Source organism: Sulfuracidifex tepidarius, assembly GCF_008326425.1.
GTDB classification, from domain to species: domain Archaea; phylum Thermoproteota; class Thermoprotei_A; order Sulfolobales; family Sulfolobaceae; genus Sulfuracidifex; species Sulfuracidifex tepidarius.
The window spans coordinates 2,188,047-2,201,718 of record NZ_AP018929.1; the positions used below are offsets into that span (position 1 = coordinate 2,188,047).

General features: G+C 47.9%; 11 protein-coding genes and 1 pseudogene. 6 read left to right on the top strand and 6 right to left on the bottom strand.

Translation table 11 applies throughout. The features are described from left to right. The first annotated feature begins 134 nt into the window (after positions 1–134). Positions 135–1,025, top strand: coding sequence for a polysaccharide deacetylase family protein (locus IC007_RS11130; protein WP_197736429.1), 891 nt, complete (start codon positions 135–137; stop codon positions 1,023–1,025). 514 nt (positions 1,026–1,539) lie between these two features. Here the strand turns inward: IC007_RS11130 and IC007_RS11135 are convergent. Both IC007_RS11135 and hydA read right to left on the bottom strand, forming a co-directional pair. After that, the gene (locus tag IC007_RS11135) at positions 1,540–3,024 is read right to left on the bottom strand and encodes a cytosine permease (protein WP_054846762.1); all 1,485 of its coding nucleotides are present in this window, start codon (positions 3,022–3,024) and stop codon (positions 1,540–1,542) included. Positions 3,025–3,521: 497 nt separating this feature from the next. Further along, a complete protein-coding gene (gene hydA, locus IC007_RS11140; protein WP_149528777.1) occupies positions 3,522–4,901 on the bottom strand; it encodes a dihydropyrimidinase in 1,380 nt (459 codons plus the stop codon). 207 nt (positions 4,902–5,108) lie between these two features. Between hydA and preA the strand changes: the two genes are divergently transcribed. Next, a complete protein-coding gene (gene preA / locus IC007_RS11145) occupies positions 5,109–6,155 on the top strand; it encodes an NAD-dependent dihydropyrimidine dehydrogenase subunit PreA (RefSeq protein ID WP_054846757.1) in 1,047 nt (348 codons plus the stop codon). Beyond that, positions 6,148–6,984: a nitrilase-related carbon-nitrogen hydrolase gene (locus tag IC007_RS11150; RefSeq protein ID WP_054846756.1), complete on the top strand. Its 837-nt coding sequence runs from the start codon at positions 6,148–6,150 to the stop codon at positions 6,982–6,984. The genes preA and IC007_RS11150 overlap by 8 nt, the downstream gene beginning before the upstream one ends. 323 nt (positions 6,985–7,307) lie before the next feature. Here IC007_RS11150 and IC007_RS11155 read toward each other — a convergent pair whose 3' ends face one another. From IC007_RS11155 to IC007_RS11165, 3 genes are all read right to left on the bottom strand, one after another. Next, the gene (locus IC007_RS11155) at positions 7,308–8,369 is read right to left on the bottom strand and encodes a VIT1/CCC1 transporter family protein (RefSeq protein WP_149528778.1); all 1,062 of its coding nucleotides are present in this window, start codon (positions 8,367–8,369) and stop codon (positions 7,308–7,310) included. 135 nt (positions 8,370–8,504) lie between these two features. Next, positions 8,505–8,720, bottom strand: coding sequence for a hypothetical protein (locus IC007_RS11160; protein ID WP_149528779.1), 216 nt, complete (start codon positions 8,718–8,720; stop codon positions 8,505–8,507). A 14-nt stretch (positions 8,721–8,734) separates the two neighbouring features. Beyond that, positions 8,735–8,998, bottom strand: a complete 264-nt coding sequence (locus tag IC007_RS11165; protein ID WP_149528780.1) for a hypothetical protein — start codon at positions 8,996–8,998, stop codon at positions 8,735–8,737. Positions 8,999–9,113: 115 nt separating this feature from the next. On the opposite strand from IC007_RS11165, the pseudogene IC007_RS11170 reads away from it, so the two are divergent. The 3 genes and pseudogenes from IC007_RS11170 (at position 9,114) to IC007_RS13930 (ending at position 10,943) form a co-directional block, all read left to right on the top strand. Further along, a pseudogene (locus IC007_RS11170) lies at positions 9,114–10,016 on the top strand (IS5/IS1182 family transposase). 316 nt (positions 10,017–10,332) lie between these two features. After that, a complete protein-coding gene (vapB, locus tag IC007_RS11175) occupies positions 10,333–10,557 on the top strand; it encodes a type II toxin-antitoxin system VapB family antitoxin (protein WP_054846924.1) in 225 nt (74 codons plus the stop codon). 143 nt (positions 10,558–10,700) lie between these two features. Further along, the gene (locus IC007_RS13930) at positions 10,701–10,943 is read left to right on the top strand and encodes a type II toxin-antitoxin system VapC family toxin (RefSeq protein WP_232048919.1); all 243 of its coding nucleotides are present in this window, start codon (positions 10,701–10,703) and stop codon (positions 10,941–10,943) included. Between the two features lie 882 nt (positions 10,944–11,825). On the opposite strand, the gene IC007_RS11190 is transcribed toward IC007_RS13930, so the two are convergent. Beyond that, positions 11,826–13,634: a glycoside hydrolase family 15 protein gene (locus IC007_RS11190; RefSeq protein WP_149528781.1), complete on the bottom strand. Its 1,809-nt coding sequence runs from the start codon at positions 13,632–13,634 to the stop codon at positions 11,826–11,828. Positions 13,635–13,672: the final 38 nt, after the last annotated feature.

The following is a 13,672-nucleotide window of genomic DNA, read 5'->3' on the forward strand; positions in this document are numbered from 1 at the left end:
TCTGAAAGGGGAACTTTAACGTACTAAGGTTTATCCTCTTTGAGGCAACCTCTTTCTAATTTCTAGGTTTCTTATCCCTCATGAAACTTGAATAGAGTCAAAGGTTTTAGAGGGTAGGAACCAGGACTCAAGAGGTGAATAGATTTTATTCCCCGCTCTTTTCATTATCCATGGAAAAATACGTAGCAATCACGGTAGATGTGGACGCGATAGCGGGGTGGTTGGGCAGTTACGGCGGGGAGGACTCCCTTTGTGACTTGTCTAGGGGTGAGTTCGCAGGGAAAATAGGCACAATGAGGTTACTTGAACTCTTCGACAGCATGGGGATAAAAACTACTTGGTTCACTCCTGGTCACTCGATAGAGACTTTCTGGAATCAGATGAAGAAGGTGGTCGACTCGGGACATGAAATAGGCTTGCACGGCTATTCCCACGAGAACCCATCCAAGTTATCCAGGGAACAGGAGTCCAAGATATTTGACAAGAACATAGCCTTAGTGGAGAAGCTGACCGGCGAGAGGCCTATAGGCAACAGGCAACCTTGGTGGGACATGGGAGAAAGCACGATAGACCTCATGATAGAAAAAGGGTTAAAGTACGACAGTAGCATGATGGGGGAAGAGTTCCACCCGTATCGCTTAAGGAAGGGTGATACTTGGTCTAAGATAGATTACGACAAGGATCCTGAGACTTGGATGAGACCTTACAAGTTCGGAGAGGAGACCAACATAGTAGAGTTTCCGGTTTCTTGGTACCTGGACGATCTTCCTGCGCAGATGTTCATGAAACACCCTTACTATAACTACGGATGGACTCACCCGGATATAGTGTACAAGGTAATGTTTAAGGAGCATTTCGACTGGCTCATAAAGAAGGAGAAGGACGGTATCCTGACCCTTACTGTACACCCAGACGTTAGCGGAAGAGTTCAGGGACTGAAGAGGTTGGAGGAATTGCTGAGCTACATGAAGACTTTCGACGTAAAGTTCGTGACGCTGAGGGAGGCATTGAAAGTATGGTCGTAGACGGAAACAGGATTAAGTTCGTCATGGACTCTTGTCACTAAGGACACGACGTCTCCTCCCCGACTTTTTCTTCTATTTCACTAGAGAATCAGGAAGAGCTCTTTTTCTTCTCCTCCTTTTAGTATTTAACTTTTGCAATTTCCTTATTTTATGGACCACTTGGTTTCCTCTCGATATTAAGTCAGTTTATCCACATGACTCTGAATTATATATTTACCTGAAAGAAATTTTCATATAAGCCGTGATCAGAATTTAAGAATTAAGGTGATATACAGAGCAAATCTCTTTCAGTTCCTCAGATCTCAAAGGAATTTAGTTGCGCTCTTTAGAAAAGTAATTAAAAAAGTATTTCCCTTCCTTCCTATGTAAGAAGGGGGAAAGAAAAGACAACAAAATAAATCAAATAGAGGGGAATAAAAAAATTTTTATATTTCTTTCCTAAAAAACCTTTGCTCACTTACTTGTTTATTTCTTTTTTCTATATCCCGTTCATGTTTTACATCGATTGTCTTCGCTACTTGTTCTCCTTCTTCGTTCCCTTCGTCCTCCAGTTAAGGCCGAGGTAAAGGAGCATGCTTATAGCTACAGCTAGATACCACCCGTAGTCGTACAGAGAGACCAAGGCCGGCACGAAGAAACCTATAGCGGGGACGCCGAAACCTACAGCTAGAGAGACGATTGCCTTCCAGTTCACTCCGTCGCTGTACCAGTATTCTCCTTTCGGAGTGAAGAGGTCTACGAGCTTGAAGTTAGTCCTCCTCAGTATCCAGTAATCGGCTATCATGATTCCTGCTATCGATCCGAGTCCCGCTCCTATGATGTCCAACACGTCGAAGATCGTCCCAGCGTTGTTGTACCACAGTTGAGGCACGTAGAGTAGTCCAATGACAGCAGCTACTATGGAGGTCTTACCCCAGGACTCCAACTTTCTGGGGAAGAGCGAGATCAGGTCGTACACTGGGGATAATATGTTGGCAGCCACGTTAACTGAGACAGTCGCTATCACCAAGCTCACTCCTACGAGGAGGGCGAGGAGAGGATTCGAGGTGAACAAGTACATGATGTTCACCGGGTTCACGTAGTTCACTGCCTCGCTCATGGGGATGTGGTAAAGGTATATCATGGTGGACGTTATTCCTACTGCTATCAGGGAGAAGAGGGAAACTATTACTGGCAACCCCAGACCTTGGCCTATGAGCTGGTCCTTCTGAGACCTGGAGAACCTGGTGAAATCAGGTATGTTCAACACCAGCGTGGCCCAGACCCCCGCCATTGAAGCTATGGAGAGCGTCACAGCGCTTAGAGTAGGCGAGGCGGTCACGGAGAACAGAGGTCCGAACCCGTGAGCTAAGTATATTCCGTACCCGAAGAGCGCACCCAGACTAGCCACTATGAGAGGCCCTGCCACGAGCTCAAAGTTCTTTATTTCCTCCATTCCGCCGAAGAGTACTGCGACGTTGAGGGCCCAGAAAATAAGGAAGGAGATCGCCAAGTGTTCGGGCATGCCTAACACGGGTGCAGTGAGCGAAGTCCAAGGCTTGTACATGATCGATATTACCGCATCTATTATCGTGCCTCCCACGTAACTCTGCACCGCGAACCAGAATAGGGCTACCCCTGCCCTCATCAGGACGGGGAGGGTCGCTCCCTTGATACCGAACATAGGCCTCACGGATATAGGATAAGGTATTCCCCACTTTGTCCCGATGTGTCCATTGAGGTATAACGCAATAAGCAATGTACCGTATGCGATGCCTATCACTGCCAGTGCAATTGGAGCGCCGAGTTGAAAGGTTAAAAGACCTGCCAGCTCGAATGCGACTACGTTGTGAGACATCCCGGCCCATACTGTGGTGTAGTTTACCCAGTTCCACTTCTTCAATGAAGGGGAGACGGGGACCAAGTTCTTATTGTAGTACTTGCTAGGTATTGTAGCTTTACCTTGACCGTAACTTGTCAAGTCTATTTCTTCTCTTTTCTCTACTTCTTCTTCTGCCATCAGAGAAGAAATTGAGAAATTAATTAAAAACTTTGCCTCCTCCATGTCTAAAACGTTTAATAAAAATGGGCATCAAAAAAGAAAACTTTTAAAATTTAACGTGATAAATACTCAAGATTTTTTGTCAAAATATCTTGATATTTAGTATGTTACGAAAGAATGAAACGAAGTAGGACTGCGCTTTCTCTGGTTTGATGAAGTGAGGAGGAGAAGAGTGGATGGAAACGGGGAAAACGTATATACACACACTCCCGTGCACTACCATTATCTTATCACGGCTATCATGCATCTCGTCGTCCTTTGAGTGTTAGGAATAAGAGAAGGAGAGAGACGATAAGAAAGACAATATTATACACCATATATAGACATATATGTTGAGATAAAAAGAGAGAGACACATATAAAAAGAGAAGAGAAGAGAAAAAAGAGAGAGAAACGGAAGAGAGACTTGGAGGCATGAGGTGATTGAGAGGGAGAAATAACACCAAGAAGGACTCGCTACTTCACTGGTTTCCCCGGGACATAAACCCCGCTTCCTCTAGGTGATGTAATCTGCCCTTCCTCCATTACCACTTCCCCCCTCCTGATCGTCATCACGTTCCATCCCTCAACCTCAATGCCGTCGTATATTGTGTAGTCTATGTTGCTGTGCAGGACGTCGGGAGTTATCTTCACTCTCTTGGCGGGATCTATGACTGCGAAGTCGGCGTCAGCCCCAGGTTGTACTACCCCTTTCCTCGGGTAGAGACCGAAAAGTTTCGCCGGGTTTGTAGAGGTCACCTCCACGAACCTCTCCATGCTTATCTTGCCCTTCTTTACCCCGAAGTAAAACAGGAGTGGGAGGATGGTCTCAGTCCCCGGTACTCCGTTGGGTATCTCATGAAATGAAGGTACTTCTTCCCTGTGTCTCCTCTTTTGGGACACTGAGTAAACGCAGTGGTCGCTCCCCACCGTGTATATTTCCCCTGAAGCCAACTTCTGCCAAAGCTTAGTCCTCTGGTCGTCGCTCCTCAGAGGAGGGCTCATGACGTACTTGTAACCGTCGGGTCTCTTGAGCGCTTCCAACGTTAGGGTGAGGTAATGCGGTGTAGTCTCGTTAAAGTAGCTCATCCCCCTCGAACGGTAAGACGACATCACATCCACAGCCTCACCGGTGGACGTGTGGACTTGGTACATGGTGACCCCTTTCACAAGGGACGCTATTGACGCAACCCTGTTCGCAGCTTCTATCTCCATTTCGTCAGGTCTGCTGTAGTAATGGTATATTGGGTCTACCTTTCCCTCCACCACGTATTCCTGGACCAATTCGTTTATTATCTCTCCGTTCTCTGCATGGACACCCACGACTCCTCCGTGGGACGATATCTCGCGTACTAGCTTGAGGATTTCACCGTCGTTCACCATGAGCTCTCCCTTGTATGCCATGTAGAGCTTGAAGCTCATCACTCCCCTCCCCATCACCTCCGGGATCTGTTCCATTACAGTGGGGTTCACTTCCCTGATTATCATGTGGAGCCCGTAGTCCGAGACCACCTTAGGGTCAGCTGTCTCCCTCCACTTCTGGTATGCACTTAGGAGGTCTTGTCCCTTCGACGGGGTAACGAAGTCCACGATAGTGGTAACACCTCCCCCCACGGCTGCCGAGGTCCCGTAATAGAAATCGTCAGCAGTCACCTCTCCCATGAAGGGGAACTCCATGTGTGTATGACCGTCTATCAGACCTGGGACGACGTACTTACCTTGAACGTCCAACGTCCTGTCCGCTTGCTCCTGTACGTCTCCTATCTTAACTATCTTTCCTCCCTTTACACCGACGTCACCCTCGAAGTAACCTGAAGAAGTGAAGACCTTTGCGTCCTTTATGACTAAGTCCAACATAATTTACGAAATGTTACCTAAAGTTAAAAAATGTCTTTAACGTCGTGAATGAAAAAAGATAACAACGGTAGGAAAGTAGCTGTAATCTTTTCTGAAATACCTCCCCGTAATATCGTAAATTGTATTCATTTTCTAGTTTTAAGAAATGTAATTTCTTCATCTGTAAACGGAAATGTTTTTTAGCGATTTTTAACAGTAATCTCTTCTATGATCGACATAAGCGTAAAGATTGAAGACGTGACCTTCAAGAACCCTTTCCTGGTCGGCTCAGGTCCGACCACGGGAAACCCCCAAAAGATAGTGTCTGCGTATAAAGCGGGCTGGGGAGGAGTCGTGACCAAGACCATCGGGGACTCCGTGGTGAGGAAGTCCGTGAGGCCCATGTACGGGGCCATGAAGAGGGGAGACCAACTCATAGCGTTCGAGAACCTCGAGTTGATAACCGAGGAAACCTTGGAGACGTGGGAGAAGTTCCTGAAGGAAGTGAAGAGTGAGACAAAGTTCCCCGTGGTAGTCAGCATAATGGGAGGCCCTGACCACGGGGAGTGGATCAGGCTTGCAAGGTGGGCAGAGGACAGAGGAGCGGACGTGCTGGAGCTAAACTTCGGTTGCCCTCACGGAGAGCCGGAGAAGAAGACGGGAGCTTTTATAGGACAGCACCCCGATCTGGTTTTCTCCTACACCAAGGAAGTGACCTCGGCAGTGGGGATCCCGGTGTTGGTGAAGCTCACCCCTAACGTCACCGACATAACTGAGACCGCTTCAGAGGCCAGGAGGGGAGGTGCGGTAGGCGTGACCGCTATAAACACAGTGACGGGAGTGATCGGTGTGGACATTGAGAAGGAGCAACCCCTTCCCGAGATAAGCGGCATGTCGGGTTACGGGGGGATCTCGGGTCCTGCAGTGAAGCCTCTGGGTCTCGGAGCGGTGGGCAGGATAAACCAGTCTGTTAAGACATGGATAAGCGGTGTAGGAGGGATAACGGACTGGAAGGACGCCGTGGAGTACTTGATGATGGGGGCATCAACAGTGCAGCTCGTTACGTACACCATGCTCAGGGGGTTCAACTTCTTGGGCTGGTGGAAGAGGGACCTCATGTCGTTCATGAACAGGAAGGGTTACTCCACTATTGAGGAGATGGTCGGGAAAGCTTCAAGGAAGATGACCAACTACGAGACGTTAGAGTCTATAACGAAGAGGAGGACAGATATAGACTTTGAAATATCACAGCTCAGGGGTGAGGTCTATGGTTAGGGTAGGAATGGTACAGATGGGGAGTACTGAGTCCAAGGGTGCTAACGTCAAGAAGGCCTTGGACTACGCAAGGGACGCGGTGAAGGACGGTGCGGAGCTCTTGATCTTCAACGAACTATTCACAACCCAATACTTCGCCGCCGCTGAGGATCCTAAGTTCTTCGACCTCGCAGAGTACGAGGATGGGCCGACTGTGAGGGCTTTCATGGAGTTCTCGAAGCAATATGGGGTTGGAGTGGTAGTTACTTTCTTTGAAGAGGATAAGAACGTCAGGGGAGTATACTACGACACGTCAGCGTTCATAAAGGGAGGGGAATACCTAGGGAAATACAGGAAGATACACATACCTCAAGTGCCTGGATACTACGAGAAGTTCTACTTCAAACCCGGAATGGGATACCCAGTCTTCGACTTCGGAGACTACAAGGTAGGAGGAGTCATATGTTACGATAGACACTTCCCTGAGGGTGTGAGGGCCCTCACGTTGAAGGGCGCAGACATAGTCGTGATACCTACTACGACCAACTTCTATCCCGAGACGTGGGAGTTAGAGCTCAGAGGACACGGTGCGTTCAACACGGTCTTCGTGGTGGGAGTTAACAGGACCGAGGAGACGTTCCAGGGAAAGACAATACATTACTTCGGCAAGAGCTTGATAGCTGGCCCCTCAGGGGAGGTAGTGAAGGAGATGGGTGAGAGCGAGGGTTACGAAGTAGTCGAGATAGACGTGAACGGGATAAGGGAGAGGAGGAAGAAGGCTCCTTTCCTTCGCGACAGAAGGCCTGAAGCTTACGGGGACATCTCTTCCATTTACATTGAGAGGGTATGAAAGGAGGTACAGCATAAGAGAACTCTGTCTCACTCCGATTACGGCCTCCTTAATCGGCCTTTTAAGTAAACATTTAATTTGCAATTTAATGCAAGCTAGCAGACTTAACTCAAAAAGGGGTTGTGAAGTGTTCCAAACTAGAAGAAACGTTTTTTCCATCTTCTATCTCCATCATGTCCTGCCCATGTCAAGCCCATTCTATACTAGAAAGAGTATATATTACTTTTACCCCCCCCCTTTCTTCTCTTTCTCCTCAATTTTTCAAGAGAAGTGTTCTTTTTTCCCATTTTAAACCCAAAAAGAGAGTTCAGGTTACTCACTCCTCACGCTAGGTGTATCCCCAGGAGAGAGGAGAGCAGGTTACCCAGGAGGTAAGTTGCCACTGCAGCTCCCAGACCCAGGACGCTCATCTCCAACGATTTCCTCCTCGGATTGACTGAGCTCACTATACCTATCATATATCCTACCACTGCTATAGCTATGCCGGATATGAGGAAAGAGGACAGAACTCCCTCGAGTCCGCCCAGCCCTGCTATGTAAGGGGACGAAGGGATTATCGCCCCGGTTATGTAAGACGCTGCAGTTACCAGAGCTCCCTTCACTGGTGACTTCCCTCCTTTAGGTGCTAGGAGGTCTTCAGCTCCGCCCACCAACTTACCTGACAGGGAGAGTGAGTCACTCTCGCCAATGCCTATGGAGCTGAGGAACTCCTGTACCCTCTTCCTGACCGACTCCGGGTCCACCTTCCTCTGGAGTGCTATTTTCTCCCTCTCCTTCCTGGAGATCTCCTCCTCAGACTCCGACGAGAGGAACGAACCTATTCCCATGGACATCATCCCAGACACACCTATGACAAGCCCTCCCACAGCGACGTAGAGAGGGACCTTCACTGCCCCGGATAGGCCCGAGACTGCGGCCAAGACTTCCACAAGCCCGTCGCTTATACCGTAGATGAACTCGCTCACGTTCGATGTCACCTGGGACAAGATCTCCTCGTGGGCAGCCTCATCCACCGAGATGTCGCTCATCATGACCTTCTCCTCGGACGAGAGCTCGTCGGAATTGGAGAGCTCCACGTATTTCTTTACGTCGTTGTCCTCACTCCCTTCCCTGAGCTTTATCATGACGTTTACCCCCAGGACTCTGGAAGCGAGGGCCATCATCTTGACCTTAGCAACGGACAGGATGGAAGGGCTCTTTACCTCAACTCCCCTTATTTTGGCTATCTCCCTCCAGATAGACGCGTGTCTTTCCTCCATCTTGGACATTTTGGACAGGATGCTCCTCACCTTGGGGTCCTTAGTGTGTTTCGAAAGTTCAGCGTAAAGGATGCTGTCTAACACCTCGTCCTGATAGTTCTTCCTCACATCTACCTTTTCCTTCAACTCGCTTACCTTACTCTAAAATAGACTTGCTCTTATTTAATATTTACTCTAACTTATTTCACTCGACTTGGGACGTCAACGCAGGTTGGATTCATGTCATGTTACGCAAGTGAATTTACGTTATCTTAAAAGAGTTCAACTGCTAAGTATCCCTATTATTCCTCTAACTAATATGATTTCTATCGTTAAAAAATATATTATTGATCTCTTTCTACCGTAAGTGTATTTCCCCATTATTTTCTTATTGTTTACTAATATTCCTGTAAATATTGCAGGAAGAGCTATAACAACTGGAGACAGAGATAGCAGGGTCAAGGCGAAATTAATCACGCTAGTGTAGTCGTTGCTCACCAAGGACATCACAATTACGGCGGGGATCGACTCAAGAGAAACTTCACCGTGTTTTTGTATGTGTATCTGTCTAGTGCCTCTAATACTCCCCAAGCGCTGCTTAAAGACACCACTATGAGAGTCAAGAACCCTGCGCTTATTAGGAGAAACCCGAACACGAAATGAAATGTGCCCAATATGTCCATTAGTTGAACGGGGTCTGTGGGATCTATGTCGTGAATAGTACTTCCGACTATCTCAGAAAACACTATGACCAACTCTGTGACTATTGCGCCCAACGAGATCTCCAAATTAATCCATTTAATCTTCTTTGATAAATTAAGATTAATTTTTGAATATTTTATCCCGGAAGCTGCTTTGTGGGTCTCCCCAGAATTATACAAAAGTTTTTGAATGAATACGGTGGGTATTACCCATGGAGAAGAGGAAGCACACCAAGACTGGAGCAAGTACGATGAGGACGTGGTGACGAGGTACTAGGTGACGTTTCCTTTTACGTCTTCGAACAGTGGTGGGAGTTGCTCCAGGAGAGGACGGGTACGCGAGGGAGAGCTACAAAGCACCCAGAGTTCACTGACTTCCTGGCTTTCTTACACCTCTTCTTACAAGGCCATATAGGGGGTGTTGAGCGCCCTCGCCGAAATGAACGTGATCCCCACGAGTTTGGACTACTTCACCATATGGGGGAGGGTGAGGGACATAGACGTGGACTTCCCCGAGGCGAGCGACGAGCTCGAGGTGGTAGCTGACGGTACGGTGGTGGGCACTACGACGGGGGGACAGTAGGTGGTAGTAAGGGGAAGGAGAGGAGGGAGACTCCCACTTCCTCAAGGTCATGGTGGAGGAGGACGAGTTCAAGGTGGTGAGCGCTGAGGTCACGACCAACTAGGTGGAATCAGCAGTGAACACAGTGAAGGGACGAGGGGAGGGCAAGGAGGTGGACAAGTCCTACGGAGGTAAGGCGTACTACTCTGACAAGGTTTACGACCTCAGTGTGGACGTTGCAGTCCCACCCAAGAGGAACGCGTCCTCGGATCGCAGTAGCGGGGCCAAGCGTAAAGGAGTTGAGGAGTTCAAGAGGTTGGGTTACCGACGTTGGCGTGACGGGAAGGGTAAGTTACACGTGTTTGTCGAGTCCTTGTTCTCCGCCGTCAAGCTTTCGGTGAGGGCGTTAGGTCCACCGGTCTCCCCGGTCAGGTCCTGGACGCTAAGCTCAAGTCCCGGACTTACGCTTCCATGACTTTCATGGCCGGCCTGGTGGTGGGTCGAGCCAAGGGGGTCGAGGTCAAGCCTTAGCGCAGTGAAACTCCGAGAGGCCTATTGTTTTCTATGGAAACCTTTTTTTACTGTATCTTTCTGCTGAAATATATTAAGGAGACACACAAAGTAATCACGAGGAGACTCCACCTAATCAGACATTAGGGGAGTACAGTATATCAGAGATACCCTCATATAATTTTGAGACACATGTCGAATAAGATGGCTGCATGAGGACACTCCACGAATAAGGGAGATTGCTAAAGCAGTGGCAAGACTATCGCCATAATGGTGACATTATATGCAAGGTTTATTACTGTCAAGGTTTATTACTGTCTACGTATAATAGACATAAATGTCTACAGTAATAAGTGTGAGGATAAAGAAGGAGGTTAAGGAGGAGCTTGAGAGATACGGGATAAATATAGATAAAGAGGTCAGGGAATTCCTTGAGGAGCTTTACTTGAAAGTAAAGGCCAAGGAATACGTTAACTCTTGGGCTAAGCTTTTAGAAAACGTAAAGCCTAGTGAAAAAGGGTTTTCAGAGACCTCGGTGAGAGAAGACCGTGAAAGCCATTGACTCTTCCACTCTTGTTAAGCTCTTCTCTAAGGAGGAGGGCTGGGAAAAAGTAGGAGAAGTAATAAGAGAAGGTGCAGTAACTCTTGACCTAAACAATTAAGGAAGTCGCAAACGCGTTATGGAAAAAAGTCTTAAGAGGAGAAATGAGCGAAGATGTTTCGGTTAAGATACTTTCAGATTTAGTTAAAGGTGAAGCAATTAAAATTATAAGTCAAGAGGAATACCTCATAGATGCGTTCAGAATAGCAATCGAGGAAAAGATAACGGTGTATGACGCACTATTTATTTCCTTGGCTAAGACTAAGGGGATAGAACTAGTTACGTGTGATAGGAAACAGTACGAAGCGGCAGTAAAGGAGGGATTGAATGCCAGCCTTCTAGTATAACCTTGTATTCATACGTGCTTTATGGATTTCTTTAATATGTTTAAACAGAATGATGAATCATGTAAACTCCCTTCTACACGATTTTTTACTTAACCTGATATTTTAGTAACCCTTGAAATAAGTTTACACTCACACCTCAGCGTCCACATGTTTACAAAGTTTGGGGTTAAGGGGGCGGAAAGCCTCTGTGAGGCGGGGATGGATAGCCCCCTTTGTTTAAATAATCCTTTTTTTAAATTTCTTTTAGTAATGCTAATGACGCTCCTCCCCAGCTCGATCGAGGGCTTAATGGAACTGTGGGAGGATCAATCATCATCTTCTCTCTCTTAAGGGACTAGAGCTCGGCAATGAAAGTCCCCTCTTTTCAAGTGGGGGGGCTCTCTGGCTACCCCGACTGCCCACCAAATGAGAGATGTAATCCCGAATAGATGGTGGGAACGATGAGCCACTCTGGAAGGGAACCCTCGCCGTGGCGGGGAGGAAGTCAGTTAGAAACTGCACCGTCACTGGCAAAACTGGTGAAAAAACTTGGACATATCTGTGAGTGTTTCATGACAAATTAGAGAATTTTCCGGCCCAGTTAGACGATTCAAGTCTCCATTGCAGATTGGAATATCCTCTTAGGTTTAGTGGAATTCAGTGAAGAAAAATGACTTTATACCTCTCTACGCCTTAAAAGAGACGATTTGCATTTCAGACCTACACGGACTTCGAGACATTAACGTGAGACATGGAGAGATACCTACGTTCCATGTCCGAGAGAGCCAGACACCTAACGTATAGCAAGGGGAGGCGTGGTGAGCCTTAGACGTCAATACTGAACGAGGTTTCCCTGCCTTTTAAAGCCTGATGTAGTATAACTTATTGGAAACACTAGCGATATCATTTCAGCATCATGTAGGTTTTCAGGTACTCGGCGTGAGACCAGAGGAGGGGTATCACCGACAGTGGTGAGCCGTCAAAGGGGTTCAACTGCTCCGGTAGGAGTCCGGAAAACGCGTGCTTCCTAGCCCAGTTCAGGAGCTGAAGTGCCTTCTCCCTGTCTTTCTTAGCGTAATATTGAGCCAACCACATCGTGGTTATTATCCAAGGGTTACCTGGGACGTCCTTGTACTCCCCTATCCTCTGATAGAAGTCGTTCTCGTACCTAGCCAGTCCACCTACGTTCTTCACCCAGAGCTTTTCCTCTACCACCCTCACGGTTGATTCCACGATGGGGTCGTTCACGTCGAATACCCCGAACGTTACGACTCCCAAGACGCTTGACTCCACTGTTTTGTCCACGTTTGTGATCTTTCCGTCATCTACGTTGACGTACTTGAAGAAGACCCCTCTCTCCTGGTCGTAGAGGAACCTCCTCATTGCTTCCTTGAGCTGGTTCGCCGTTTCTTTCCACTTGTCCATATTCTCCCAGTCCCCGACCACCTCAGCGAACTTAGAGGCTGAGGTCAGACCCGCTACCACTGAGGCTACGGTGTAAGTGTGCACTCCCAGCTTCTCCTCCCACAAGTCGAAGGTCTCCAGAGGTAATCCGGTCTTCTCGTCCCTGAAGTTCACCATGAAGTTGGCCGCGTCCCTGACCACGTGGTATACCTTCTTCAGCAAGTCGTAGTCTCTGCTCCTCTCAAAGTAGTTCCAGAACGCCCAGATGGAAGTCCCGGTCTCGTCCTCCTGTATGTTGAAGGAATTCTTGCTCCTCACGGTCCAAGGGTGCCACGTGCTCCCCCACGTTCCGTCAGGGTTGTACTTCTGAAAGAGGTAGCCCTTCTCGAAGAGCTTAGTGAAGAGGAGATCGTAGAACTTCCTCGTGAAGGACGTGAACCCTGCCATGTCAAGAACGTTTGCTGTAAGGGATGCGTCTCTAGGCCAGATGTAAGCGTAAGTGTCTAGGTTGAACTTCAGTATGTCAGTATCAAGGGATGCCGGGATCTCCCCCTTGTCTCCCACGTGTCCCAAGGAGATAGCTAAGCTCGTCCTAGCAAGCTCGTCTTCAAGAGGTGAGGTGATTGACTTCCAGTACCTATCGTTCTTCTCGTAGTTGAACTGGGCGTTCTCCTTCAGCTCCTTGAATGTCCTGGTCACCTCATCGTAGCTCTCGCCCGCAATTATGAAGTAGTAGAAAGAAGGCGAAGCTATGGACACCGCAGACGCTACTGACCCCTGTGCGATGCTGTTCTTTGAGAGGGTACCGTCCTCGCAGTCCTTCAGGACCTCTTCCTTATCCCTCCTCCCCATGGTGTACTCATATAGAGGTGCAGTAGACCCCATCAAGAACCACGTCTTCCCCTTGTAATGTATCACAGCGTCTAACCCGGGGTCGTAAAACGCTGTATCGCCTATCTCATTACCGTTCAACTTGAAGTCGTTGTAAAATATGAACCTGACCAGCCCCTCGCCCTTAGTCTCAACCTTCCTCACGATAGCGAGTTGAGAGAAGACTGCTACGTCAGACATGGAGAACTCTATCCCGTCCCATGTCGACTTAGCGTCCACTATCAAATTCCTCATCTTCACGTCTACCTTGAGGTTCTCCAACCAAGTGAACTTACCGTCGTGCCATACGCCTACCTTGAAGAACCCTCCAACGGCATGGTTATACTCTCCCAGATAAGGGTAGTAGAGTTCCCTGATGTAAAAGTTCTTATCGTAAAGGGAAGCTATTTCCCCGTTTGAAGTGAAACCTAGTCTCATATATATAAATGACGTTAATCATATTTAAAGATTGAAAA